The 25,648-nt window shown below is 60.9% G+C and carries 25 protein-coding genes; 9 read left to right on the top strand and 16 right to left on the bottom strand.

Annotated elements, in window-relative coordinates; all coding sequences use genetic code 11:
* The first annotated feature begins 7 nt into the window (after positions 1-7).
* Positions 8-793, top strand: a complete 786-nt coding sequence (locus AB7E19_RS01310) for a Zn-ribbon-containing protein (RefSeq protein ID WP_167825378.1) — start codon at positions 8-10, stop codon at positions 791-793.
* Between the two features lie 73 nt (positions 794-866).
* Here the strand turns inward: AB7E19_RS01310 and syd are convergent, their stop codons facing one another.
* Positions 867-1,415 (bottom strand): SecY-interacting protein, encoded by a 549-nt coding sequence (gene syd / locus AB7E19_RS01305; protein ID WP_010673386.1) that lies wholly within the window; start codon positions 1,413-1,415, stop codon positions 867-869.
* A 105-nt stretch (positions 1,416-1,520) separates the two neighbouring features.
* Between syd and queF the strand changes: the two genes are divergently transcribed.
* From queF to AB7E19_RS01270, 7 genes are all read left to right on the top strand, one after another.
* Positions 1,521-2,369, top strand: coding sequence for an NADPH-dependent 7-cyano-7-deazaguanine reductase QueF (gene queF / locus AB7E19_RS01300; RefSeq protein ID WP_134997580.1), 849 nt, complete (start codon positions 1,521-1,523; stop codon positions 2,367-2,369).
* 116 nt (positions 2,370-2,485) lie between these two features.
* The gene (locus tag AB7E19_RS01295; protein ID WP_316286901.1) at positions 2,486-4,756 is read left to right on the top strand and encodes a hypothetical protein; all 2,271 of its coding nucleotides are present in this window, start codon (positions 2,486-2,488) and stop codon (positions 4,754-4,756) included.
* 85 nt (positions 4,757-4,841) lie between these two features.
* Positions 4,842-6,443, top strand: coding sequence for a GGDEF domain-containing protein (locus AB7E19_RS01290; RefSeq protein WP_041214681.1), 1,602 nt, complete (start codon positions 4,842-4,844; stop codon positions 6,441-6,443).
* 158 nt (positions 6,444-6,601) lie between these two features.
* Positions 6,602-7,957 (top strand): nucleotide 5'-monophosphate nucleosidase PpnN, encoded by a 1,356-nt coding sequence (gene ppnN, locus AB7E19_RS01285; protein WP_010673382.1) that lies wholly within the window; start codon positions 6,602-6,604, stop codon positions 7,955-7,957.
* 127 nt (positions 7,958-8,084) lie between these two features.
* Positions 8,085-8,882 carry a flap endonuclease Xni gene (gene xni, locus AB7E19_RS01280; protein ID WP_041211282.1) on the top strand — a complete coding sequence of 266 codons (798 nt, stop codon included), beginning with the start codon at positions 8,085-8,087 and terminating at the stop codon, positions 8,880-8,882.
* Between the two features lie 142 nt (positions 8,883-9,024).
* Positions 9,025-10,032 carry an isocitrate dehydrogenase gene (locus tag AB7E19_RS01275; RefSeq protein WP_010673380.1) on the top strand — a complete coding sequence of 336 codons (1,008 nt, stop codon included), beginning with the start codon at positions 9,025-9,027 and terminating at the stop codon, positions 10,030-10,032.
* A 120-nt stretch (positions 10,033-10,152) separates the two neighbouring features.
* On the top strand, positions 10,153-10,596 hold the full coding sequence (locus AB7E19_RS01270; protein WP_041211281.1) for a hypothetical protein: 444 nt from the start codon (positions 10,153-10,155) through the stop codon (positions 10,594-10,596).
* A 66-nt stretch (positions 10,597-10,662) separates the two neighbouring features.
* On the opposite strand, the gene rlmM is transcribed toward AB7E19_RS01270, so the two are convergent.
* The 6 genes from rlmM to dinB all read right to left on the bottom strand — a co-directional run bounded on the left by rlmM (position 10,663) and on the right by dinB (position 17,290).
* Positions 10,663-11,757 carry a 23S rRNA (cytidine(2498)-2'-O)-methyltransferase RlmM gene (gene rlmM, locus AB7E19_RS01265; protein WP_041211280.1) on the bottom strand — a complete coding sequence of 365 codons (1,095 nt, stop codon included), beginning with the start codon at positions 11,755-11,757 and terminating at the stop codon, positions 10,663-10,665.
* Positions 11,750-12,136: a DUF423 domain-containing protein gene (locus AB7E19_RS01260; RefSeq protein WP_010673377.1), complete on the bottom strand. Its 387-nt coding sequence runs from the start codon at positions 12,134-12,136 to the stop codon at positions 11,750-11,752. The genes rlmM and AB7E19_RS01260 overlap by 8 nt, the downstream gene beginning before the upstream one ends.
* Before the next feature lie 43 nt (positions 12,137-12,179).
* Positions 12,180-12,815, bottom strand: coding sequence for an alpha/beta fold hydrolase (locus AB7E19_RS01255; RefSeq protein ID WP_043152486.1), 636 nt, complete (start codon positions 12,813-12,815; stop codon positions 12,180-12,182).
* Between the two features lie 12 nt (positions 12,816-12,827).
* On the bottom strand, positions 12,828-13,748 hold the full coding sequence (locus AB7E19_RS01250; protein ID WP_029313926.1) for a transcriptional regulator GcvA: 921 nt from the start codon (positions 13,746-13,748) through the stop codon (positions 12,828-12,830).
* Between the two features lie 286 nt (positions 13,749-14,034).
* Positions 14,035-16,170 (bottom strand): methyl-accepting chemotaxis protein, encoded by a 2,136-nt coding sequence (locus AB7E19_RS01245; protein ID WP_427934530.1) that lies wholly within the window; start codon positions 16,168-16,170, stop codon positions 14,035-14,037.
* A 67-nt stretch (positions 16,171-16,237) separates the two neighbouring features.
* On the bottom strand, positions 16,238-17,290 hold the full coding sequence (gene dinB / locus AB7E19_RS01240) for a DNA polymerase IV (protein WP_257709594.1): 1,053 nt from the start codon (positions 17,288-17,290) through the stop codon (positions 16,238-16,240).
* 218 nt (positions 17,291-17,508) lie between these two features.
* Between dinB and AB7E19_RS01235 the strand changes: the two genes are divergently transcribed.
* Entirely contained in the window at positions 17,509-17,721 is a 213-nt protein-coding gene (locus AB7E19_RS01235) for a hypothetical protein (protein WP_427934527.1), read from the top strand.
* A gap of 80 nt (positions 17,722-17,801) precedes the next feature.
* Here AB7E19_RS01235 and nqrM read toward each other — a convergent pair whose 3' ends face one another.
* The 9 genes from nqrM to AB7E19_RS01190 form a co-directional block, all read right to left on the bottom strand.
* Positions 17,802-18,026: a (Na+)-NQR maturation NqrM gene (gene nqrM / locus AB7E19_RS01230; protein WP_010673371.1), complete on the bottom strand. Its 225-nt coding sequence runs from the start codon at positions 18,024-18,026 to the stop codon at positions 17,802-17,804.
* A gap of 11 nt (positions 18,027-18,037) precedes the next feature.
* Positions 18,038-19,075, bottom strand: a complete 1,038-nt coding sequence (locus tag AB7E19_RS01225; RefSeq protein WP_103260659.1) for an FAD:protein FMN transferase — start codon at positions 19,073-19,075, stop codon at positions 18,038-18,040.
* A 3-nt stretch (positions 19,076-19,078) separates the two neighbouring features.
* The gene (nqrF, locus tag AB7E19_RS01220; protein WP_010673369.1) at positions 19,079-20,302 is read right to left on the bottom strand and encodes an NADH:ubiquinone reductase (Na(+)-transporting) subunit F; all 1,224 of its coding nucleotides are present in this window, start codon (positions 20,300-20,302) and stop codon (positions 19,079-19,081) included.
* 17 nt (positions 20,303-20,319) lie between these two features.
* A complete protein-coding gene (gene nqrE / locus AB7E19_RS01215) occupies positions 20,320-20,916 on the bottom strand; it encodes an NADH:ubiquinone reductase (Na(+)-transporting) subunit E (protein WP_005303538.1) in 597 nt (198 codons plus the stop codon).
* Positions 20,917-20,919: 3 nt separating this feature from the next.
* Positions 20,920-21,552 carry an NADH:ubiquinone reductase (Na(+)-transporting) subunit D gene (locus tag AB7E19_RS01210; protein ID WP_005303545.1) on the bottom strand — a complete coding sequence of 211 codons (633 nt, stop codon included), beginning with the start codon at positions 21,550-21,552 and terminating at the stop codon, positions 20,920-20,922.
* Complete coding sequence (locus AB7E19_RS01205) at positions 21,545-22,333, bottom strand: Na(+)-translocating NADH-quinone reductase subunit C (protein ID WP_045523606.1); 789 nt, start codon at positions 22,331-22,333, stop codon at positions 21,545-21,547. Before AB7E19_RS01205 ends, AB7E19_RS01210 begins: the two co-directional genes overlap by 8 nt.
* Positions 22,323-23,552 carry an NADH:ubiquinone reductase (Na(+)-transporting) subunit B gene (locus AB7E19_RS01200; RefSeq protein ID WP_010673367.1) on the bottom strand — a complete coding sequence of 410 codons (1,230 nt, stop codon included), beginning with the start codon at positions 23,550-23,552 and terminating at the stop codon, positions 22,323-22,325. The genes AB7E19_RS01205 and AB7E19_RS01200 overlap by 11 nt, the downstream gene beginning before the upstream one ends.
* A 3-nt stretch (positions 23,553-23,555) precedes the next feature.
* The gene (locus AB7E19_RS01195; protein ID WP_029313920.1) at positions 23,556-24,899 is read right to left on the bottom strand and encodes a Na(+)-translocating NADH-quinone reductase subunit A; all 1,344 of its coding nucleotides are present in this window, start codon (positions 24,897-24,899) and stop codon (positions 23,556-23,558) included.
* Positions 24,900-25,318: 419 nt separating this feature from the next.
* Complete coding sequence (locus AB7E19_RS01190) at positions 25,319-25,627, bottom strand: BolA family protein (protein ID WP_010673364.1); 309 nt, start codon at positions 25,625-25,627, stop codon at positions 25,319-25,321.
* Between the last annotated feature and the right edge of the window lie 21 nt (positions 25,628-25,648).

Genomic DNA, 25,648 nt, shown 5'->3' with positions numbered 1-25,648 from the left:
CATCGCCATGTATATCCTCGAACTCACCTTTGAGTGCTACCGCGATACGTCCCTCGGGGAGGCCGAGCGGGCCATCGTCCACTACCTCGACATGCTGCGCTATCAGGGTCAGATCCTGGGGCGGGAGTTTCCCACCAGCATGCACGAAGGCTATTTCGTCAGCCGGGTGGTCTGCCCGGAGCAGGACAGCCTGCACCCTGACAACCAGAGCGAGCTGGTCGCCCTTGCCGAGCAAGGTCTGCACCAGGCGGGCCTGCTCGCCCCCAAACTCCACCTGCAAGGGGCGGATCTGCTCTCGGACAGCACGGACCCGTGCGCAGAGCAGGGAGAGCGTCCCAGCTGGATGCTGCTCTACACCAGCTTCCTGCACAGTTGCTCTCCCCTGCGCTGTGGCGATCACTTCGCTCCCATCCCGCTCTATCGGCTGCCCGCCGTCGCCAACGGTGACCACAAGCAGATCATCAAGTGGCAGGAAGATTGGGAAGCCTGCGATCAGTTGCAGATGAACGGCTCCATCGCCGAACACGCCGCCCTGCACGAAATCGGCGAGGTGGGCAGCCGCCTTCATCGCCGGGGCAGCGATCTCGCCAGACGGCTGGAGGTCCTGAGCGGCATCCCCACCTATTACTATCTCTACCGGGTAGGTGGCCTGAGCGCCGCCGAAGAGCGGGCTCGCCCCTGCCCTGGCTGTGGTGGCCCATGGGCGCTGGCCGCCCCCCTGCACGAGATCTTCGACTTCAGGTGCGAGCCTTGCAGGCTGGTCTCCAACCTCTCCTGGGACTTCAAGGAATAGGAGCCTACCGCGCACAATGGCGCAATAAAAAGAGAGGGCCTTGCCAGGTGGCAAGGCCCTCTCTTTTGGGGCATCACTGGGGCAAGGTTTCCAGTCGCGCCAGAAAGGCCGGCAACGAGGGAGCCAACGTCAGGCGCCGCCCGGAGTCCAGCCACTCCAGCCACACCTGGCCGCTCTCGTTATCGAGGGACACCAGCGTCATCTCGTTGCGGGTCGTGGCAATGAAGAGTGAAGGGGATCGCTTCAACTTGCGCAGCATCAGCAGGTGGCCGATGAGGTTCTCCTTGAGCAGATCCAGATCGGCATCGTTCCACGGCAGGATGAGTTCGATGCGCAGCCCCTTGAAAGAGCAGGGCAGAGGGCGGCTGAACCAGTGGCCAAACAGGGCGATGGCGCTGGGATGCAGCGTCAGCTCCAGGGCGTTCGCCATGGCCGTGAAGTCGGCTGCCTGCTCCCGCTGGAACGGACGCCAGGCTACCCGACCCTCCCTGGGTTCATCCAGCTCGCAAGGAGAGCGCCAGTCGGCCTCCCAGTCACACAGGGGCAGCCCCCGCCTTCCTTCGCCATCGCGCTGCCAGCGTAAAAAGAACTGCTCCAGGGCAGACAGGACTTGATCCGACATCGATATTCCCCACAATAGCGGCCTCTGATGGCCGCAAGTACCTGATCGAAAAATCGGGCCATTGCACCATCAAACCCTTTATCAGACAAGCGTGAGCAAACCAGCATGAGCAAACAAGAGAGATACGCCGGCGCCAGTGCGCTGCAAGGCCTGAGCCTGGGGCAGCAGTCCGCCTACATCAGCCAGTACACCCCGAGTCTGCTGCAGCCCGTGCCACGCAGCCTGAACCGCGACGATCTTGGCCTGAGAGGTGAACTGCCGTTCCAGGGGTGCGACGTCTGGACCCTGTATGAACTCTCCTGGCTCAATGCCAAAGGCAAGCCCGTGGTTGCCATCGGGGAGGTCTTTGTGCCGGCCACCAGCCCGAATCTCATCGAGTCCAAGTCGTTCAAGCTTTACCTGAACTCCTTCAACCAGACCCGCTGCGACTCCCTGGAGGCGGTGCAGGCGCTGCTGGTTCAGGACCTGAGTGGCTGCGCTGGTGCCCCGGTGAGCGTCACCCTCTTCACCCTCGACCAGGCCCCCCACCAGATAGCCCAGCTGCCCGGTGAGTGCATCGACAACCTGGATATCGAGGTGGATGGCTACGAGTTTGACGCGACCCTGCTGCAAGGGGCCGCCGGTCGCGAGATCGTGGAGGAGACCCTGCACAGCCACCTGCTCAAGTCCAACTGCCTGGTGACCAGCCAGCCGGACTGGGGATCCGTGGTGATCCACTATCGCGGCCCGCGTCTCGACCGGGAGAAGCTGTTGCGCTACCTCATCTCGTTCCGCCAGCACAACGAGTTCCACGAGCAGTGCATCGAGCGCATCTTTACCGATCTCAAGCACTTCTGCGCCCCGGAGCAACTGACCGTCCATGCCCGTTACACTCGCCGCGGCGGCCTGGACATCAACCCCTTCCGCAGCGACTGGGAGCCGGTTCCGGCGAACCTGCGCCTCATTCGTCAGTAATCACCGGCGCCGCCATCCTGCGGGCTGCGGCCCGCTGCGCATCACCTCAGTAAACTCTGGACGGGCGGGGGTGGGCTTGGATAACATGCCTGCACCTCCGTGCCGTTCTTAATCCAATGAATCAACTGTTTTTTCTGGCAATGATGATGTCCTCCCTGTCGGCTCCTGATCTGGATCTGGCCAAGGAGCAGTTGTCCATCGACCTGCAGCAGGCCCAGACCCTGGTGCTGACCGATCCCGCCAGATGTGCCCAGATTGCCACCTCCTTCCTCGAACGCACGGCCAACAATCCCAAGCAGATCATCAGCAACCGTCAGGAGTACGGCTATCGCGAGCCGATGCTGAACTACGGTACCGCCACCCAGACCACGGGCGCCTATCTGCTCAAGGGGGAGTGTCTGCAGCAGCTAGGGCAGTTCGCCCAGGCACAGGAGTCCTTCGAGCAGGGCATCGCCATGGCCGAGAAAGAGCAGCAGTTCGAGCTGCAGGCCCATGGGCTCTATCTGCTGGTTCGAAGCCGCAATCTGCAACAGCATACCCATGGCGCCGCGTCCCCCCTGCTCGACAAACTCGACAAACTGCTGGCCAATCCCGACCTCAAGGAGAGCCAGTTGCAGGTCTACAGCCGCCTGCTGCGCGTCAACGCCAGCATAGAGGAGCGGCAATTCGATCTCGCCAAACAGCAGCTGGCCGAGACCCGCAAATGGGCGGATCACGCCAAACACCCTCTGGCCAAGGCCTGGACCAGCGCCGTGGGCGGGGATCTCTATCAGGCTCTGGGTCAGCCCCAGCTTGCACTGGGGGAGTACATCGAAGCACAACAGCAAGCCAAGCCCCTGCAGGATCCCCTCTTCCTCGGCCTGCTTTCGAACCAGATGGTCAGCCTCTATCAGGAAGAGCAGGAGCCACAAAAAGCGCTGCAATACGCCAGCGAGGCGGCCAACTATTTTCATGCCCTCGGCAATTCCTCCATGCTGAGCGACGCTTTGATCGTGCTCGCCCGTCTCAACCGGGATCAGGGCGAGATGAACATGGCGCTGGTCTATTTCTTCAATGCCCTCGACCTGCTGGACGAGAGCAGCAACCGCACCCGCATCGCCCATCTCAAGTTCGAGATAGGCAAGACCTACCTGCAGACCGGCAACCTCAACCTGGCGCGAAACTACCTGAACGCCGCACGCCAGTCCCATGAGCTGGGGGATGACAAGGAGTCGCTCATCGACACCCTGCTGTTGCTGGGAGAGCTGCACCTCAAGCAGCAGGAGGCGGGCATCGCCATCCTGCAGTTGGAGAACGCTCTCACCCTGGCCAACCGGATTGGGGACATCCGGCGCCAATTCGAGATCTTCCGCCTGCTCTCCGTCGCCTATGAGCAGAAGGGTTACCTCCAGCAGGCCCTGGAGAGCTACAAGAATTACCACCAGCGCAGCGAACTGGTTCGCCAGCAACAGCTGGCGCTGGAGCAGGAGGCGGTGCGCGACAACTACGCCCAGGTGGAGCGTGTGCAACAGGTCAAGGAGCTGGAACAGCAACTCGACGTCAGCCAGCACCAGCAGGAGCGATACCTCTGGACCAGCGTCAGCACCGGGCTGCTGCTGGCACTCTTCATCTATCTGTTCTTCACCCTCTGGCTGAAACTGCGGGTCGCGCGCCTTCATGCCAAACAGCTGGGAGAGGCCCTGCTGGTAGAGCCGCGCAGCGGCCTGGCCAACTGGCAGCGACTGATGAGCCGCTGGCCGCGGGAGATGGCAAAGCGCCAGCAAAAATCCGAGCGCTGGTACCTGAGCGAACGCCCCACCAGCGAATTTGACGACAAGCTGCACTACCTGCTGTTCCGGGTTCCCTTCCTGATCAACAGCCTGGAGCAGCACGGCTATCAGGTCAGCCGCGAGATAGAGCAGGCCTTCGGCCGTTACGTCAACGAACTGACCCCGCAGGATGGCCGCATCTACGACCTGCGCGAAGGCCACCTGCTCTATGTGGTGCCCCAGCGCCACGTGGCCCAGTTGCATCAGCTGGCCCAGACCCTGCTCGACACCCTGGCAGCCTTCCCCTGCGAGCACCCGCTGGACAGGCGCATCAGCCTCGGCATCGTCAGTCATCCCTTCCTGCCCAAGGCGGCCATGGCCCTCGATCACCACGGCCTGTTCGATCTCTGCTACCTGGCCCTCTCGGGAGCCATTCAGCTCAGCGAAAAATGCCAGCAGAGCGTCTGGCTTGAGCTGGCCGCCATCGATTGCCAGCAGGCCGCATTTTTTAACGGAGATGTGTGGCAATGCTGCTTGATGGCAATTGACAAGGGACTGGTAAAAGTAAATTCTTCTCATGAAAAGCAATGGGTTAACTGGCTTGCGCTTTCACGGACGAAGGTTGCGGACAATCCGTGACAAAAAGGTACTCAACGGGGTCTTTGATTGGCTTTCTGTTGCTGGACGAAACAAAAACGATAATGACAACAGGGCGACCTGAAGAATGAATGATATGGCTGCCGTAACAGGACAACTGGCAAGACTCAGGGAATCCCTCCAGCAGAAACAGCAGGAGCTTGACGGCATGGCGAGCTTCTCCGATGCCGAACGCACCCGCAGTATCCAGTTCATCGGCAAGTTGATGCAAGCCTGTCGCGGCCACGATCGCGAGCTCGACAACCGGCTCGCCAAGCTCAAGCAGAAACTTGAAGGCAACCCTCCTCTTACCTCCATCGATGCCGATCTGAACGCCATCGAGAAGCTGTTGCAGCAGCACAGCCACACCATGGAAGAGTCCATCAGCCTGACCCGGGCAGCCATCGATCTCGGCAGCAAACAGCTCAAAACCATCAAGGGGTTTCCGGAAGATACCCGCCGCGCCCTCAAGGAGTTTCTCGCCAGCCCGGAGAGTTACGGCATCGGCGATCACCAGAAGAAGGTGATCCGGCTGCTGGAGTTCTACCAGCAGGCGATCAAGATCCAGCTGCTGCCGCGCAAGCCGCTGATCCCCCCTTCGGCGGAGATCCCCACCGAGCTCTCCAGCCCGGCCCCTACCGACTCCTTTGACATCAAGGCACATGCCCAGATTTCAGACGAGTTGCAGCGTCTCATCACCGAGCTCGACTTTGCCGGCGCCGTGGGCGAGAGCCTCGCAGACATCCGCCGCCAGTTGCTCGGGGGCATCACCCCTGCCCTGCTGGCCGAAGTCTGCCTGCAGATCATCGAACTCATCATCGAGGGTACCCGGGAAGAGCGCAAAGCCTCCCAGGCGTTTCTCAGCACCCTGAACGAGAGTCTCTCCTCGGTCCATTACAGCTTTACCGAATCCCTGGATGAAGGGCGGGCGCTGCAAAATGCCGCCCATCTCAGCGGACAGGCGCTGGAGCGGGAACTCGCCGCCATCGATCGCGCCATGGCAGCCCATGACTCGCCACAAATACTCAGGGGCGCCATTTCTGGGCATCTGGACACCATCCGCCGGCTGCAGCAGGAGCGGGAGGAGATGGCCAACCGCGAGCGCCACCTGCTCACCCACCTCTCCAACATGGAAGCCAAGCTCAGGTTGATGAAGGACGAGACCGCCGAGTACAAGAAGCGGCTCACCATCCAGAAACACAAGCTCTTCCTCGACAGCCTGACCCAGGTACACAACCGGGCGGCCCTGGACGAGCGGCTCGAGCTCGAATACAAACGCTGGCTACGCTATGGCACCCCCCTGTGCCTGGCCATCATCGACATCGACCACTTCAAGCACATCAATGACAACTACGGCCACATGGCCGGCGACAAGGCATTGAAGGTAGTTGCCAAGGCCCTGCAGAACGCCTTGCGCGACACCGACTTCATCGCCCGCTTTGGCGGTGAGGAGTTCGTGGTCCTGCTGCCGAACATCAATCCGGACAAGTACCAGAAGCCGCTGGAGAACCTGCGTCAGACCATCAAGAGCATCCCGTTCCGCTTTCGCGATGCCAGGGTCGAGATCACCATCTCCATCGGTGCCACCCTGTTTCGGACCGGCGACCATACCACGGATGCGTTCGAGCGTGCCGACAAGGCGCTCTACAGTTCCAAGCACTCCGGCCGGGATCAGGTCAATCTCGCCTGAATACGCTTTGAGGGGCGGCTAAAAAAGCGGCAAACGCACAGTCCCCCTATTCCCCTGCCCACCCCCTTGCCTCTACTATCGAACCCGAGGGATGCCAAAGCATCCCGTTTTCTCCCCAGGGAAAGCACAACGATAACAAGCGAGTGAAAGGGGAAATTATGATTACACACATCAATCCCGTGGGCAGCATGGACCTGCTGTCCCAGCTCGAGGTGGATCGCCTCAAGCAGACGGCCTCCAGCGATATCTATCAACTGTTTCGCAACTGCTCGCTGGCGGTCCTCAACTCCGGCAGCCATACCGACAGTTCCAAAGAGATACTGGAACGTTTCAAATCCTTCGATATTCACGTGATCCGGCGCGAGCGCGGGGTCAAGCTCGAGCTGTTCAACGCCCCCGAGCACGCCTTCGTCGACGGCGAGATCATCCGCGGCATCCAGGAGCACCTGTTCTCCGTGCTGCGGGACATTCTCTATGTGTCGACCCAGCTCGAGTCCAATCGTCTGGTCAACCTGACCAGCTCCACCCATATCTCCAATGTGGTGTTCGCCATCCTGCGCAACGCCAAGGCGATCCTGCCCGGCGCCGATCCCAACCTGGTGGTCTGCTGGGGCGGCCACTCCATCAACGAGGTGGAATACCAGTACACCCGGGCGGTGGGTAGCGAGCTGGGTCTGCGCGAGCTCAACATCTGTACCGGCTGCGGTCCGGGTGCCATGGAGGGCCCCATGAAGGGGGCCGCCGTCGGCCACGCCAAGCAGCGGGTGCGCAACGGCCGTTACATCGGTCTCACCGAGCCTTCCATCATCGCCGCCGAACCGCCGAACCCCATCGTCAACGAGCTGGTGATCCTGCCGGACATCGAGAAGCGGCTGGAAGCCTTCGTGCGTCTGGGTCACGGCATCATCATCTTCCCGGGCGGGGTCGGAACTGCCGAGGAGCTGCTCTACCTGCTCGGCATCATGATGCACCCGGCCAACGATCGCCAACCCATCCCCATCGTGCTGACCGGCCCGAAAGAGAGCGCCGACTACTTCCGCGCCATCGACGACTTCGTCAAGGCAACCCTGGGGGAAGCCGCCACCAGTCTTTACCGGATCATCATCGGCGATGCGCCCGAGGTGGCCCGCGTGATGAAGGAGGCGATGCCGAAGATCCGCGAATACCGCAAGTCGGTGGGAGATGCCTACTCCTTCAACTGGTCCCTGCGGATCGAGCCCGAGTTCCAGCTGCCGTTCGAGCCGGATCACGCCAGCATGGCCAGCCTGGATCTGCATCGCAACCAGCCGCCCCAGCTGCTGGCAGCCAACCTGCGCCGCGCCTTCTCCGGCATCGTCGCAGGCAACGTCAAGGAAGGGGGCATCAGGGCCATCGAGAAGAAGGGTCCCTTCAAGCTGCACGGCGACAAGGAGCTGATGCACCTGATGGACAGGTTGCTGGAAAGCTTCGTCAAGCAGCAGCGCATGAAGCTGCCGGGCAGCCAGTACGTTCCCTGCTACGAGATAGTCAAATAGTCGGGACATCACAATGCACCGCACCGGAGGGGCCCATGGGCCCCTCTTTCATTGACTGGTCTTCTACGGGGTTAGCAGGAGACGCCACCATTGTTACAATGGCAATCCCCGACGCCCGGAGTGCCCCATGCCACACCTGCTCATCATCGATGCCCTCAACCTCATCCGCCGACTGCACGCGGTGCAGAGCCAGCAGGGACTGACCCCGGCTCAGGCCCTGCTCGCCACCCGTGCCAACCTCATCAACACCTGCAAGAAGCTCCTGGCGGCCAGCGAGCCGACCCACGCCATCGCGGTCTTTGACGGTGAGGTCCACAGCTGGCGCAAGACGCTCTATCCCCCCTACAAGGAGGGCCGCCCCCCCATGCCGGATGAGCTGAGAGAAGGGCTTGCCGACCTGCAGGACGCCTTCTGGGAGTGCGGTGTGGATGCCCTGCTCTCCCAGACCGACGAGGCGGACGATCTCATCGCCACCCTGGCAAGCGGCATTGCCCAGCACGGCGCCAGCGCCACCATCATCTCCACCGACAAGGGGTTCTGCCAGCTCATCTGCCCGCAGATCCGGGTGCGGGATTACTTCAACAAACGCTGGCTGGATGCCGCCTTCGTCCAGCAGCAGTACGGCGTTACACCGACCCAGCTTGTGGACTTCTGGGCCCTGACCGGTATCGGCGGCTCCAACATCAAGGGGGTGCCCGGCATCGGCCCCAAGACCGCCACCCAGTTGCTGCAGCAATACGGGGACCTGGCTGCCATGCTGGAGGCCTGTGAGCGGGAGGAGGCCACCAGACCCCTGCTCAAGCTGCGCCAGCACCGGGAAGAGGCCCTGCTGGCCCAACGCCTGGTCCGGCTGCAGCACGATATCCCGCTCGGGTTCAACCTGCGGGAGATCCGCTACCCTCCCGTCCCTGATGCCGGGGCGTGATCCCCAGCACACCATTTCCCAAGACAGGCCGTACCTGTTGACATAAATGGGTAAAATGTAAAGAAACATGGAGGATGTGGTGCAAAAATGGTATAAAGCCGACGAATCCTCCCCCTCTGTTCCCTAGAAGTGGATACGCCTCATGTCAAAAAGAAAGATTACCGTCATCCCGGGCGACGGCATCGGCCCCAGCATCATCGAATCCGCCATCCAGATCCTGACCCACGCGGGTTGTGACTTCGACTACGAATACGCAGATGCCGGTCTGGTAGCCCTGGAAAAACATGGCGAGCTGCTGCCCCAGGCCACCCTCGACCTGATCGAGAAGAACAAGGTCAGCCTGAAAGGCCCGCTCACCACTCCGGTCGGCGGCGGCTTCACCTCCATCAACGTCTCCCTGCGCAAGAAGTTCAATCTCTACGCCAACGTGCGCCCCGTCCTCTCCTTCAAGGGCACCAAGAGCCGTTACGACAACATCGACATCATCACGGTGCGCGAGAACACCGAAGGCATGTACTCCGGTGCCGGCCAGAAGCGCAGCGATGACAACCAGAGCGCCGAGGCGATGAGCATCATCACCCGGGAAGGGGCCGAGCGCATCGTCACCTTCGCCTTCGAGCTGGCGCGCCAGGAAGGACGCAAGAAGGTCACCATCATCCACAAGGCCAACATCCTCAAGTCCACCTCCGGCCTGTTCCTGGAAGTGGCCCGTCAGGTCGCGGCCCGCTACCCGGACATCCAGAACGAGGAGATGATCGTCGACGCCGCTTGCATGAACCTGGTGATGTACCCGGAGCGCTTCGATGTGATGGTCACCACCAACCTGTTCGGCGACATTCTCTCGGATCTCTGTGCCGGTCTGGTGGGGGGGCTGGGCATGGCGCCGGGCGCCAACATCGGTGAAGGGGCCGCCATCTTCGAAGCGGTACACGGCTCTGCGCCGGACATCGCCGGCAAGAACATCGCCAACCCCACCTCGGTGATCCTCGCCTCCATCCAGATGCTGGAATATCTCGGCATGCAGGACAAGGCGGAGCGCATTCGCGAGGCCGTGCGGGCGACCATCGAGTCCGGTGATCGGGTGACCCGTGACCTGGGGGGCACAGCGTCCACCAGCGAATTCACCCAGGCCATCATCGACCGTCTATAAATAGAGTCCAACCATATGATTTTAAAAGGGAGCTTCGGCTCCCTTTGTTTTATGCCAACGCCTCCCTACCTCCCTCGCCAGATGAATACTATGTTGATATGAAGGATAAGGAGATCCACCATGCGTGCTACTTTCATCTTGCTGATTGTCAGCAGCAGTGCCACGGCATTAGACAGGCCAGTCGACAATGCCTGGTTGACGCCGCCTCCCCAGCACGAGGCGCCAGCCAAGCAGACCTGGCAATCCACCCTGGATACCAACGATCTGCTCAAACAGCCCAAGCCGCTCTCTCTGGGGGTGGATATCACCACCGACAGCAACGGTAATCGGCAGGTCACCCCCTATCAGAAGCTGAACCTCACGGCAGAGAAGAGCGTCAGCCTCTCCTTCGAAAAGCAAAAGCCCAGGATCAAGTTCAACGCTGGCGGCATCAACACCTCGGTCAAGCTTCGCGGGGATGGCGTCAAGATGCAGTTCAACCCCAGTGACAAGACCATTCCCCTGCAAATTGAGCTGAAGATCACCGACGACGAGTCCATGATGCGTCTGGACTACCGATTCTGATGACCCAGACACAAAAAAACCGGACGTCGCCGTCCGGTTTTTTCATGCCCTGTTCCCGATGCTGCTTCAGGACTTGGGTGCCAGCTTGGAGACCCAGAATTTGTTGTAGACGTGCACCGTGATCTCTTCGCGATCGTGATAGAGCTGTTTGGCCTGAATGATGAAGCCGCTGTCGATCTCCGCCAGCAGTCCGCGCAGCACCTCGATGTTGTGCACCGCCTCGGCGTAGCGCTTCTTCATCGGCAGCTTGAGGTTGAACATGGCTTCCTGACAGTCGTTCTCCCTGAACCAGTCGGCCACCATGTGTGTCACTCGCGCCGGCTTGTCCACCATGTCGCACACCAGCCAGTAGGTATTCTTCTTGCTCGGCCGCCACACGAAACCATCGTCACGGATGTGCTTCACCTGGCCTGTGTCCATCAGGGATTGGGCCATCATGCCGTTGTCCACCGCCGTCACCATCATGCCGCGACGCACCAGCTGATAGGTCCAGCCACCCGGGCAGGCGCCAAGATCCACGGCCTTCAGTCCGGAGCACAGGCGCAAGTCCCACTCTTCCTTCGGCACGAAGACGTAGAACGCCTCTTCCAGCTTGAGGCTGGAGCGGCTCGGGGCATCGGCCGGGAATCGCAGGCGCGGGATCCCCATGTGGAAGGCGGAGTTGTTGAAGGAGTAGGAGTACCCCAGCATCAGGTGGTCATTGGCCAGGAAGAAGGCGTGGAACACGGGACGGTTCGGGGTCTCCTTCTTGGTCAGGATCTCGTTGCTGCGCAGCGCCTGGCGAAGCGGCACGGTGAACTTGCGGCAGAAGGCGGAGAGCTCCTTCGCCTCGTTGGTATCGGCCGTCTCCACCCGCAGATCCCCGCAAATGGCGTAACCGCTCGCCGCCTCAAGGATGGGAGAGACCCGATCGCTTATTTCCAGATCTTTCAGCTCGTGGGTCACCACCAGCATCTGGCGAATGAAGATGAGCTCGCGGAATGGCAGCTTGCGCGCCAGCAGATCGGCCTGCTCCTCGTCATACAACTCGAAGATCACATAGCCGCTGTCGTCCTTGACCCGGGCAAAGCCGTAGCACTGCATGTTGCCGGCACGCTCGGTGATCTCTGCCGCCGCCTCTTTCTCAAAACCCGGGCGGCAATAAAGCAGCAGATTATTCATTCTTTCCTCCAAGACGACAGCCGGCCCACATCAGAGCCGCCCATCCCAACATAAAACAGAGGCCACCGGCCGGGGTGATGAGCCCCAGCCCCTTGCTGCCAAGCAGCACCATGGCGTAAATACTGCCGGAGAATCCCAGGATCCCCAGCACAAAGACGGCGCCCGCGAAGGTGATCACCTTGCCGCGCACGCCGCACAACCCCAGCACCAGCAGGGCCAGGGCGTGGAAAAACTGGTATTGCACGGCGGTGTTGAACGCCGCCAGCAACGAGGGGGCGATGCCGGTCGCCGCCAGCCCGTGAGCGCCGTAGGCCCCGAGCATGGTGGCCGTCAGGCCGAAGAAGCCCGCCAGCACCAGCCAATGTCGTTGGATCTGCATCTTCTCTCCTTGCACGCTTCTTCTCTCGACCCGCTCGAGATGGTCAGGAGCGGCCCACCGCCGCGATAAAATCCTTGATCCGCTCCGCAGCCAGGCGCAGGTTCTCCTGCTCGCTCATGCCGCTCGCCTTTCTCGGTTTGAAACCATGATCCCCGTCGGTCAGCCAGTGGACCGATACGGCAGGTGAGAAGGGGAAATCGGCCAGCTCGGCGCGGGAACCGAAGGTATCGCGCTCCCCCTGCAGCAGCAGCGTGGGCGTCGTGATCAGCTTGAGCACCTCGCCCCGCCATGCGTCGGGCTTGGCCGGGGGGTGGAAAGGATACCCGAGAACGATCAATCCTGCAGCATCCATCTCGTCGCCCCCCTCGCAAAACAGCTCGGCCGCCATCCTTCCCCCCATGGACTTGCCTGCCAGAAACAGCCGGGGATGGGCAAACTGACGCACCATCTCGCGCCAGTGAGCCAGCAGCACGGGTTGTCTGTCCGGCGGCCTGCGTTTGCCGTCCTGAGCCCGTTTGGTCATGTAGGGGAAGTTGAAGCGCACTACCTCGATCTCCGGCCCCGCCAGCAGTCGCGACAACTCGGCCAGGAAGCTGTGCTCCATGCCCGCCCCCGCGCCGTGGGCCAGCAGAATGCGAACGGGGGCGTCACTCGCCCCCTCTCTTGTCAGGTCAGTCACCAGGTCAACTCCTCAGGCATCGGCAAGGCGGGCACGCCTGCGGGCCTCTTCCTGCTCAACCAGTTCCAGCATCCAGTCGCGAAAAGCCACTATCTTGCCCTGATCGGACTGCTGCTCCTGACACACCAGATAGAAAGCGTTCTTGCTCACCAGCACCTGCTCGAACGGGCAGATGAGACGACCCGCCTCGATCTCCGGCTGGGCCAGCACGCTGTGGCCGAGCGCCACTCCCTGACCGTGGATCGCCGCCTGGATCACCATGGTGGAGTGGCTGAAGATAGGCCCCTGATTGACATTGGGGGCATCGATGTCGAGCTGGCGGAACCAGGCCTTCCAGTCGCGCCGGGAGGTGTCGTGCAGCAGGGTGTGACGGGTCAGGTCGTCCGGGGTGCGCAGGGGCTTGGGGCCGGTCAGCAACAGGGGCGAGCAGACCGGGATCAGGTACTCGGTGTGCAGCTTGTCCGAACGAAGACCCGGCCAGTTGCCGCGGCCGTAGTAGATGGCCACGTCCACGTCGTCGGTCAGCGACCCCTCGTCCATGTCCACCGCCTTGATCCGCACATCGATGTCCGGGTGGCGTTCGCTGAACTTGACCAGGCGGGGCACCAGCCACTGGATGGCGAAGCTCGGCTGCAGGGAGACGGTGAGCGCCCCCTTGGCGCTGCGGGCCAGCAGCTTGTCGGTCGCCTCGGAGATGGAGGCAAAGATGTCCTTGATATCGAGGAAGTAGCTCTGCCCCTCCTCGGTCAGTAGCAGGGAGCGATTCTTGCGGCGAAACAGCTTGATGCCGAGATACTCCTCCAGCGCCTTGATCTGGTGGCTGATGGCTGCCTGGGTCACGAACAGCTCTTCTGCTGCGCGGGTAAAGCTCAAGTGACGAGCCGCGGCTTCAAACGCTTTCAGTGCATTGAGCGGAGGTAAACGACGAGACATGGAATCGGCCGACGATGAATTTTTCTAATGGGGCGCATTATAAATTGTCGGTTGCGGGTCGACCAGTGAATAAACATAATTCGCCACGCAATTCGTTGTCATATGGCTCACACCTTCTCTTCCATGTTGGTTTACATGTGGTTTTTGTGAGTGAGTCGACAGTGATTGTGGTGTTGTGTTTCTTCCTCTGCGGGAAGAAGGGCTAAATCAGGTCGATTTAACCCAGTCTGTCATCTGAATGTGTTTGGCGCCTCCGGTTGGATGGCGCCTTTTTTCTTATCCTCCCCTACACCCGGAACTGGCCCACCAGTTGCTGCTGCTTGTCCGCCAGTTGCGACAGCTCGCGCCCGTTGTCGGCGGAGGTCGCCGCTTCCGCCCGGATGGTATGGCTCACGTCGCGAATGTTGCTGACGTTGCGATTGATCTCGTCCGCCACTCCGCTCTGCTCCTGCGCAGCCCTCGCGATCTGCTCGTTCATCTGGTGGATGGTGCCGACAGCCTGGATGATCTGCTCCAGCACGCTGACCGACAGCTCCACCTTGGTCAGCGTCAGATCCGCCTGGTGATGACCGGTCAGGATCGCCTTCACCACCGCCTCCGTCCCCGACTGCAACTGGCCGATGAGGTTCTGGATCTCGACGATGGCGTTCTGGGTTCGGCCCGCCAGGTTGCGCACCTCGTCGGCGACCACCGCAAAACCGCGCCCCTGCTCACCTGCTCGGGCCGCCTCGATGGCCGCGTTCAGGGCCAGCAGGTTGGTCTGCTCGGCAATCCCCTGGATCACCACCAGGATGTCGTTGATGTTGTCGCTGTTGGCGGAGAGGTGCTCCACCACTGGTTTGGCATCGCTTATCACCGTCATCAGTCTGGACATGGCCTCCTGGGTCTGCGCCACCACGGACTTGCCCTCATGGGCCGCCGTGTCGGCCTCATCGGCCGCCGCCACCGCCGCATTGGCATTGCCGGCGACCTGCAGGGCGGTGGCGCTCAACTCTTCAAACGCGGTCGCCACCAGATCCACCTCCTGATACTGGGACTGCATGCCGGCGCTGGTACGGGCTGCCCCTTGCGCCGCCAGGGCCGCACTGGCCCGAGTGCCCGCAACGGTGTCGATCACCTGGCTGATGGTGGATTGCAGCTTGTCCAGAAACTTGTTGAACCACTTGGCCAGCTCGCCTATCTCGTCATCCCTGCGCAGATCGATGCGCTGAGTGAGATCCCCCTCCCCGCTGGCGATGTCCTTGAGGCGTGCCACCACGGCGCGGATGGGCGCCACGATGCGCTGGGCCATCAGCCAGATGCAGAGCAGGGCGAGCGCCGAAATCCCGCCACCTATGGTGAGCTGGGTGGCCACGCTGCGCTGGGCCTGCTCCTCAAGCTCCCCTTGCAGTTGCAGGGCCGAGGCGAGCACCACGGCGCGGGGCAGCTCGATATAGATGCCCCACTTGCGATCCGTACCGCGCATGCTGACCGGCACGAAGGTCTGCAACAGTGCGCCATCCGGGCTCCAGCGCGTCACCACATCTCCCTTGGTCAGCCACCCCTTGAGATCCTGCGCCAGCCCTTGCTGCTCCAGCAGATTGCCAAGGGCGACCGGGAACCCTTCCACGCCGGCCACCCGCCCTTCACTGCTGAGCAGGAGCACCTTGCCCTGCCCCTTGTAGAGGGTCCGGCCCATCTCTTCCACCAGGCTCTGCAGGGTCCCCAGGGAGATGTCGACCCCCACCATGCCAAGCAGGGAGCCTTGGTCCAGCAACGGCACGGTCACCGAGGTCATCAACACCTGCTGGGTCCCCACCTCGTCCACATAGGGTTCGAGCAGACAGAGCGCCTTGCTGCGGATGCTGCAACTGTACCAGTCGTTCTCAAGGCCGCCGTGTCCGGAGGGCTTGTCGTTGGCCAGCATCGCCTCGTCCATCACCTCCAGACTGACCTTGCCGTCGACCCTGGCCCAATAGCTGGAAAAACGCCCCTTGTCGTTGGCGCCAAGCGCCGTCGACCCCTGATAGTTGTCATCCTCCCCGTCGAGCTGGTTGGGTTCGAATACCGCATAGACACCGAGCAGGTTCGCTGACGACTCCGCCGCATCCTGCAACTGCTGGTTGACGGCATTGCGCAGCGCCTCGGAGTGAACGAAGTTGTCGGCAGCGTTCTTGCGCTGGAACAGAATGCCCTCGGCAAGCAGGGTCGCCCTGAAGTAAGCCTCATCGAGGTAGCTGGTCACCCGGGCTGCCTGGGTCGCCCCCATGGCCTGCATCCAGTTTTCTGCCGCGTGCTGCCCCTCCAGGGTGGTGGAGGTGAGCACCTGCTCCTGCATGCGGGCCGCGTTGAAAAGAGAAGAAGCCACCAGCGCGACGGCACTGGCCAGCAGACAGCAACCGGCGATCAGGGTGATCCGTCCCTGAACAGAAAGAGAACTCATGCCACTATTTCCTAACGTCTACAGATGTGAACACTGTATCGGTTTTGGATACAAAAACTTAACTAAATCAGCAGAGATCCAGGCTTAATTGATTGATTTCACCCGCTCCGGGCAAACCAACGACCAGACCGAGCAGGCGAATGGGTTTTCCTTGAGCCCGTTGCAGTCCCTCGTGCAGCAGATCGTGGAAGCGGGCCGCCTGATAACTCCCCTTGCGATAGACGGTGGTCTGGTGAAAATCGGCAAACTTCAGCTTGATCCCCTGCCCCATCAGCATCTCCGCAGGGCAGGCCTTGGCAAAACGCAGCTCCAGCTCGGGAATGAGCCGGCTAAGCACCTGCCAGCAGGCGTCCTCGTCCAGCACGTCGCTGGCGAGCGTCGTCTCCACACCGATGCTCTTGCGCACCCGCCTGGCCTGCACCGGCTGATCATCATGCCCCCAGATGCGGCCGGCCAGCATCTCCCCGAGCTTGCCGAAACGGGCGATCAGCTCCTCGTTGCCGAGCTGGCGGGCATCTTCGCACGAATACAGCCCGAGGGACTCCAGCCGCTCTGCCGTCTTGCGGCCGATGCCGGGCAGCTTGCCAAGAGGGAGCTGGCGCACGAACTCGTCCACCTCCTGGGGGCGAATGACGAACAGGCCGTCAGGCTTGCGCTGCTCGGAGGCGAGCTTGGCCAGAAACTTGTTCGGCGCCACACCGGCCGAGGCCGTCAGCCCGAGCTCGGCGCTGATGGCGGCGCGGATCTCCGCCGCCATCAGGGTGGCGCTGCCACCGCAGCGGGGACTCTGGGTCACATCGAGATAGGCTTCATCGAGGGAGAGCGGCTCCACCTGCTCGGTATAGCGCAGGAAGATGGCGCGCAACTGGCGCGAAGTTTCTTTGTAGACGGCCATCCGCCCGGGGATCAGCACCAATGGCGGACAGAGCTTTCTGGCCAGGGCGCTCGGCATGGCGGAGCGCACCCCGAAGCGGCGCGCCACGTAGTTGCAGGTGGAGATGACTCCGCGTCGGTCGGCGGCGCCACCGATGGCGAGCGGGACCTCCCTGAGGGCCGGGTTGTCCCGCATCTCCACCGCGGCGAAGAAGCAGTCCATGTCGATGTGAATGATCTTGCGCATGGCCGTGTCTGTTGCTATGTCGACAGCCTCCCGGACAGATCATAGGGATAGACCCTGGGCCTCCGGCGAGGAGGCGTGTCGAACGACAAAAATACTGTATATATAACCAGTTCGGTGACCCATGCTACCCCAAGCCTGTCATTTCTGCCAGTCTGCGCGCGGGCGCGGCGGCATAGACTCTCAAGGCCACATCCACACGAGACTCAAGGAGGAGAAGCATGAGCATCATCCGGGCGGGGTTCTGCCTGCTGCTGTTGCCGCTAGCGACCATGGCCAAGGATCACCCGACAGCCGAATGCAGCTGGCTGTACAAGCGCATCGAGATACTGGAAACCGCCATCAGGCAGGGGGATGAACTGGGCACCAGGGAGGAGCTGGCAAAGCGAAAGAAAGAGTTCAAGGAAAAGGCATGCAGCCAATATGACTACTGACCCCATGCCACATAAAAAACGAGCCGACCCAGGGGTCGGCTCGTTTCGTTGCAAGGCTGCCTTCAGAGCGATATCCGCCGTTAGATGATGCGGTTGTCCACCAGCATCTTGCGACGGGCCTCTTCCTTGGCCATCTTCTTCTTGCGGTTGTCGCAAGGCTCGGGGCAGTCGCACTCCTTCTCGATCCCGATGGAACCCAGGCCGCCACAGGAGCCGGAGATGGACTTGCGCTGGAAAATGTAGCCGATGGCCATGGCCACCACGACCATCAGAAACACCCCGAAGGTGATCAGAAAGATCTGCATGTAGTTACCCCTTACTTCTTGACCAGATATGGTTTGAAGGCATCCGAATAGGCCTCTTCGAACCCGTCATCCGTCTTGGTGATGGTGAAGATGGCCAGCCCCCGTTCCTTGGCATAGGCCAGGCTCTTCTCCGGCCCCATGACCATGAACACGGTCGCCAACCCGTCTGCAGTCATGCAGGAGGGGTGGATGACGGTCACCGACACCAGGCGGTGCTGGATGGGCTTGCCCGTCAGCGGATCCATGGTGTGGGAGAAGCGCTTGCCGTCCAGCTCGTAATAGTTGCGGTACTCGCCCGAGGTGGCCACCCCGTTGTCACCGGGCAGGATCACCTCTTGTACGGAACCGGCATTGACGGTCGGCTTCTCGATGGCGACACGCCAGGGATGCCCCTTGCCGTTGACGCCGTTGATGCGCAGCTCGCCGCCGATCTCCACCAGATAGTTGCGCGCCCCCTGGGACTCCAGGTACTCGGCCACCTTGTCTACGCCAAACCCCTTGGCAATGGCGGAGAGATCCACGTAGAGGTCCGGGATGTCCTTTTGCAGGGTATCGGCATCGGCAGAGGTTATCACATGCAGATTGCCAAGGCCCGTCTTCTGCCGGGTCTGGGCGATCAGCTCGTCGGACGGCACCTTGCTCGGTCTGGCATCCGGCCCAAAGCCCCACAGATTGACCAGAGGACCGACGGTGACGTCCAGCGCCCCACGGCTCTCGCGGCCAATGTGAATGGCCTCGGTCACCACCCGCGCGGTATCGCGGGAAACCACCACAGGGGTATTGCTCTTGTGCTGGTTGAAGCGTGACAGCTCGGAATCCGGGCGATAGGTCGACATCTGATCGTTGACCCGCTCCAGCAAGACGTCGACCTCGGCTTGCAGCCTGGCGGCATCCTGAACGGCACTATCTGCCACCTTGATGGAGTAGTAGGTACCCATGGTGCTGCCGGTGATATGGATCTCCGGCTTCGATTGGACCGTTTCCTGACCGCACCCAGTCAAGAAAAAGGCTAGCCCGAAGGCTAGCCAGGTCTTTACAACGCTGTGCATGGATTAACCACCGAAGTCATCCAGCAGGATGTTCTCGTCTTCAACACCGAGGTTTTTCAGCATGTTGATGACGGCGGCGTTCATCACGGGAGGCCCGCACATGTAGAACTCGCAATCCTCAGGCGCCTCGTGGTTCTTGAGGTAGTTCTCGAACAACACGTTGTGGATGAAGCCGGTGTAGCCATCCCAGTTGTCTTCCGGTTGCGGATCGGACAGGGCGACGTGCCACTGGAAGTTGTCGTTCTCGGCCTGCAGCATGTCGAAGTCTTCGACATAGAACATCTCGCGCTTGGAACGGGCACCGTACCAGAAGCTCATCTTGCGCTTGGTCTTCAGACGGCGCAGCTGGTCGAAGATGTGGGAGCGCATCGGCGCCATACCCGCACCACCACCGACGAACACCATTTCGGCGTCGGTATCCTTGGCGAAGAACTCGCCGAACGGACCGGAGATGGTCACCTTGTCACCGGCCTTCAGGCTGAAGATGTAGGAAGACATCTGGCCGGGAGGTGCAGTCCAGTTGCTGGGCGGCGGGGTTGCGATCCGCACGTTCAGCATGATGATGCCGAACTCTTCCGGATAGTTCGCCATGGAGTAGGCACGGATGATCGGCTCGTTGACCTTGGACTCCAGCTCGAAGATCTTGAAGCGATCCCAGTCGCCACGATACTCCTCGGGAATATCGAAGTTCTTGTACTGCACGTGGTGGGCAGGCGCTTCGATCTGGATATAACCACCGGCGCGGAACGGCACGCTCTCGCCATCCGGGATCTGCAGCTTGAGCTCCTTGATGAAGGTGGCCTTGTTGTCATTGGAGATGACGGTACAGTCCCACTTCTTCACGCCGAAGATCTCTTCCGGCAGCTCGATGTCCATGTCGGAGCGCACGGTGACCTGGCAGGCCAGACGCTCGCCATGACGGGCTTCGCCCTTGCTGATGTGATCCAGCTCGGTCGGCAGGATGTCGCCGCCGCCAGATTTCACGCGCACCTTGCACTGACCACAGGAGCCGCCGCCGCCACAGGCGGAGGAGACGAAGATACCACTGCCGGCGAGCACGCCAAGCAGCTTGCCACCCGCCGGGCTGGTCACAGCCTTGGCCGGGTCGCCGTTGATGCTGATTGTCACGTCACCGGCGGTCACCAGCTTGGACTTGGCGAACAGAATGACTGCCACCAAGGCCAGCAGGATCACGGTGAACATGACCACACCCAGAATAATTTCCATCTATATTTCCTTTCCGATTACAGGGAAATACCAGAGAAGGACATGAAGCCCAGCGCCATCAGACCCGCGGTGATGAAGGTGATGCCAAGGCCACGCAGGCCTTCCGGAACATCGGAATATTTCATCTTCTCGCGGATCCCTGCCATCGCGACGATAGCCAGCATCCAGCCTGCACCCGAACCCACGCCATAGACCACGGACTCAACGAAGTTGTAGTCACGCTGCACCATGAAGGAGACGCCACCGAAGATGGCGCAGTTCACGGTGATGAGCGGCAGGAAGATACCGAGGGCGTTGTAGAGGGCCGGGAAGTACTTGTCCAGCGCCATCTCCAGGATCTGCACCAGGGCCGCGATCACCCCGATGAAGGTGATGAAGCTCAGGAAACTCAGATCCAGACCGGATACCAAGGCACCGTCTTTGAGCACGTAGTTGTAGATCAGGTTGTTGGCCGGGACGGCAACGGTCTGAACCACGATAACGGCAATCCCCAGCCCCATGGCGGTCTTGACCTTCTTGGACACCGCCAGGAAGGTACACATCCCCAGGAAGAAGGAGAGCGCCAGGTTCTCGATGAAGATCGAGCGAATCAACAGACTGATATAGTGTTCCATACCTTAATCCTTCGCCTCTACCTGCTTGGGATCCTTGGTGCGCACGCCCCAGATGATCAGACCAATGATGAAGAACGCACTCGGCGGCAGCAGCAGCAGGCCGTTGGGCACATACCAGCCACCATTGTTCACCAGCGGCAGCAGCTCGATGCCGAACCAGGTGCCGGAACCCAGGATCTCGCGCACGGTGGCCACGGTCAGCAGCACGGCGCCATAACCCAGACCGTTGCCGATACCGTCCAGGAAGGAGGGCAGCGGGGCACTCTTCATGGCGTAGGCTTCGGCACGACCCATCACGATACAGTTGGTGATGATGAGACCGACGAACACCGACAGTTGCTTGGAGATGTCGTAGGCATACGCCTTGAGCACCTGGTCAACCACGATAACCAGCGAGGCAATCACCGCCATCTGGGCGATGATCCGCACGCTGTTCGGGATCTGGTTGCGGATCAGGGAGATGAACAGGTTGGAGAAGGCGGTGACCGCGGTAACGGCCAGCGTCATCACGAACGCCGTCTTCATCTGGCTGGTAACGGCCAGCGCGGAACAGACACCCAGCACCTGCAGTGCGATGGGGTTGTTGCCGAGCACAGGCGTCAACAGCAACTTTTTCATTTCGCTCTTGTCAGCCATTGTTGATTTCTCCTGCACGTACCTTGGCCAGGAAGGGACCGAAGCCCTTGGGGCCCATCCAGAAGTCGAAGGTGTGCTGTACACCATTACCGGTCAGGGTTGCACCAGACAGGCCGTCGATTTCATGCTCGGAACCAGCCGGAGCATGGCCCTTGATCACCCGCAGCGCAGGCTGACCGTTCTGGTCGAACAGCTTCTTGCCGACGAACAGCTCGCGCCAGGCCGGGTTCTCGATCTCGCCACCCAGACCCGGGGTTTCACCGTGGTCATAGTAGGTGATGCCCTTGATGGTCTGGCCATCGGCCGCGACCGCTACGAAGGCGTACATGGTGGACCACAGACCCTGGCCGTAGATCGGCAGGATGATGTTATCGACCTTGCCTTCGGCATCTTTGGCGAAGAACACCGGGATCAGTTTGGAGATTTGACGCAGGCCGGCCTTGTCGTCGGCCGGGGCCAGACGGATGCTCTTGGCCGGGTCCTTGGCGGCAACCTTGGTGTCGAAGTTGTCGGCGTCGCCGTCAACGAACTCACCAGTGGTCAGATCCACCAGACGCGCTTCAATCTTGTCGCCATAGAGCTGGGCCAGGTCACGCTTGGCCACGGCGCTGATGTCGACGCCGGCGACGGACAGGATGTTGCTTTGCTTGTCCAGCGCCTTGTTTTCCAGCTGGGCCGGACGCAGACCCACGGCGGCCACGGAGACCACGATGGAGCAGACCAGACACAGACCGGTCACTACGGCGAGAGTGCCGGTAGTAGAGTCTTTATTAAACGCCACGTGCGATCCTCCGCTTGATGTTCGCCTGTGCCACGAAATGGTCAAACAAGGGGGCAAACAGGTTGGCGAACAGAATGGCCAGCATCATGCCTTCCGGGAAGGCAGGGTTCACTACCCGGATCAGCACCACCATCACGCCGATCAGGGCGCCATACCACCACTTGCCCTTGTTGGTGAAGGCAGCGGAAACGGGGTCGGTCGCCATGAAGGCCATGCCGAACGCGAAGCCACCCAACACCAGGTGCCAGTGCCACGGCATGCTGAACATGGGGTTGGTATCGGAACCGATGACGTTGAACAGCAGGGAGGTCGCGACCATGCCGACCATGACGCCGGCGATGATGCGCCAGGAGGCGATGCGCATGTAGACGATCATGGCTGCGCCGATGAGGATCATCAGGGTGGAAACTTCACCGATGGAACCGGGCAGGTTGCCAAGGAAGGCATCCATCCAGCTGATGGCTTCACCGGTGGCACCATTGATCAGCGCCATCTGGCCGCCCTGGGCCCACTGGCTCAGTGCGGTTGCGCCGGAGAAGCCGTCAACGGCAACCCAGACCGCATCACCGGAGATTTGACCCGGGTAGGCGAAGAACAGGAAGGCACGACCCGCCAGCGCCGGGTTCAGGAAGTTTTTGCCGGTACCACCGAACACTTCCTTGGCCAGCACCACACCGAAGGTGATACCCAGGGCAGCTTGCCACAGGGGCAGCTCGGGCGGCACGATCAGGGCGAACAGGATGGAGGTCACGAAGAAGCCTTCGTTGATCTCGTGCTTGCGCACCATGGCGAACAACACTTCCCAGAAACCACCGACGATGAAGACGGTGATGTAGATCGGGAAGAAGTGAGCCGCACCGATCAGCATCTTGCTGCCGATGCCGGCGACGGCCGGATCCAGCGAGGCACCGAACAGAGTGGCCAGGGCGTATTGCCAGGAATCGGCACCGGCCGCGCTGCCCATGTGGGCGATGGCGGCGATGGACTGGTTGCCGACGTTGTACATGCCCCAGAACATGGCCGGGAACACAGCCAGCCACACCATGATCATCATGCGCTTCAGATCGATCGCATCACGGACGTGGGCGGCATTGCGGGTCACGGAACCCGGGGTATAAAACAGGGTGTACGCCGCTTCGAACAGGGCATAGTACTTGGCGTACTTGCCACCCGGCTCGAAGTGATGTTCCATATTTTCAAGAAGTTGCTTGAAACTCATCGCTTAACCTTCCAGTTCGATCTTGGTCAGGCACTCACGCAAGACGGGGCCGTACTCTGTCTTGCCGGGGCAGACGAAGGTACAGAGCGCCAAATCTTCCTCATCCAGCTCCAGGCAGCCGAGCGCCTGCGCGCTGTCGGTGTCACCGGAGATCAGATCCCGCAGCAGCAGGGTCGGCAGGATGTCGAGCGGCATCACGCGCTCATAGTTGCCGATAGGCACCATGGAGCGATCACTACCGTTGGTGGTGGTAGTGAAGTTGATGAGTTTGCCCTTCATCAGGTGAGAGAGGGTGGTACGGGTGATGGAGAACTTGTTGGCACTGGGTTTGACCCAGCCCATGAACTCTTTCTCACGGCCTTCGCCCAGCACGCTCACCTGGTTGTGGAAGCGACCCAGGTAGTCATGGACCCCTTCGGCCTTGGCACCGCTCAGCAGGGAACCGGAGATGATGCGGTTTTCGTCCGCACGCAGCTCGTTGTTGGTCAGCTGGCTGAGGCTGGCACCCAGGCGGGTACGCAGCAGACGCGGCTTGATGACGTTCGGGCCAGCCAGGGAGATCACCTTGTCGGTGAAGATCTGGCCGGTGGTGAACAACTTGCCGTAAGCGATCACGTCCTGATAGTTAATGTGCCACTGCACCTTATTGGCACCGACCGGATCCAGGAAGTGGATGTGGGTGCCCGGCAGACCGGCGGGATGCGGACCGACGAACACTGCTTCCTTGACCTGGGCCAGGGAGGAGTGCGGCAGGCTGGCTTCGCCCTTGCAGACGTGGACGGTACCATCGGTCAGGCGGGTCAGCACGGCCAGACCGTCGAGGAAGGCCTGGGCCTGTTCCTTGATGATCAGCTCCGCACTGGCGGCCAGCGGGTTGGTGTCCATGGCGGTGACGAAGATGGCGCGCGGGGTGGAACCCACGGCCGGCACCTTGCTGAACGGGCGGGTACGCAGCGCGGTCCATTGGCCTGATGCGACCAGGATCTCCTGCACCTTGCTGCGCTCGAGCTGTGCCAGCTCGGCGGAGGCAAAATGCTCAAAGGTCACCTGCTCGTCGGACCCATCGATGTCGATGACGACGGACTGGAGAACACGCTTGGCACCACGGTTGATCTCAGAAACCACACCGGTGGCAGGGGCCGTGAATTTAACGCCGGGATTCTTCTTATCTTCGAAGAGCTCCTGACCTTTAATGACGCGATCACCTACTTTGACAAACATAGTAGGACGCATCCCCACGAACTCTTCGCCGAGTGTAGCAACACGGGTGATGGCCGGGCCATCGTAGATTACTTGCTCCGGAGCACCCAGCACGGGGATGTCCAGTCCTCTTTTAATTGTAATCATACTCACTTGCACTACCGTTAAGGGAAGACAGGTTGGTTAGCGCCGAGAAATACATCACGACGAGTTGTTGAATGAGCCCGTCAACATCGCGGAAAGCTGTCGAAGAAATAAACAAATCAGCAACATACAGGATCATTCAAAAGCGCCTGAGTTTACCACCTTAGGCGAGTTAGCCGCCACGCCAAATGGGGAAAATCCCCGCCCTATCACAAAATTAACCTTCACTGAATATTTCGCGCACGTCCTTGCAAACCGTGGTTTTAAAGGACTTTTCGCAAAACTAACCATATAGAGGTATTTTCCAGGCGCAAGGAAAAGGATTAGAAAAAATAATGCTACACCCCTCATCCCTGGCGGCACACCATTCGTGATAGCGCTGTTAATGGCCCGAGGAAGGCGCCATCAGAAGGTCCAACGGCTCACGCAAAGGGGGATTTGCTGACGCAACCCGGCGTCTTTGGCGCCTGCTCCCGGGCCTGCCACTCGGATTCGGTATAGGTATGCAGCGCCAATGCATGAATGGCTCCCGCCAGCTCGTCGGCCAGCACCCCGTTCACCTGACGATGGCGACCCAGCAAACGCTGTCCCTCAAACGCCTGGCTCACCACGACTACCTTGAAGTGGCTTTCGGAGCCCGGTGCCACCCTGTGCATGTAGCTTTCATTGATCACTTCCAGGTGGCTCGGGGAGAGCGCGGCGGCCAGCTTGGCCTCTATCTGTTGTTGCATGCTCACGGTAAGGACTCCTCG

The sequence above is a fragment of the Aeromonas sp. genome (assembly GCF_050252055.1).
Lineage (GTDB): Bacteria > Pseudomonadota > Gammaproteobacteria > Enterobacterales > Aeromonadaceae > Aeromonas > Aeromonas caviae.
Note: the sequence above shows the minus strand (reverse complement) of the source record. Positions and strands in the feature narration are given on the sequence as shown.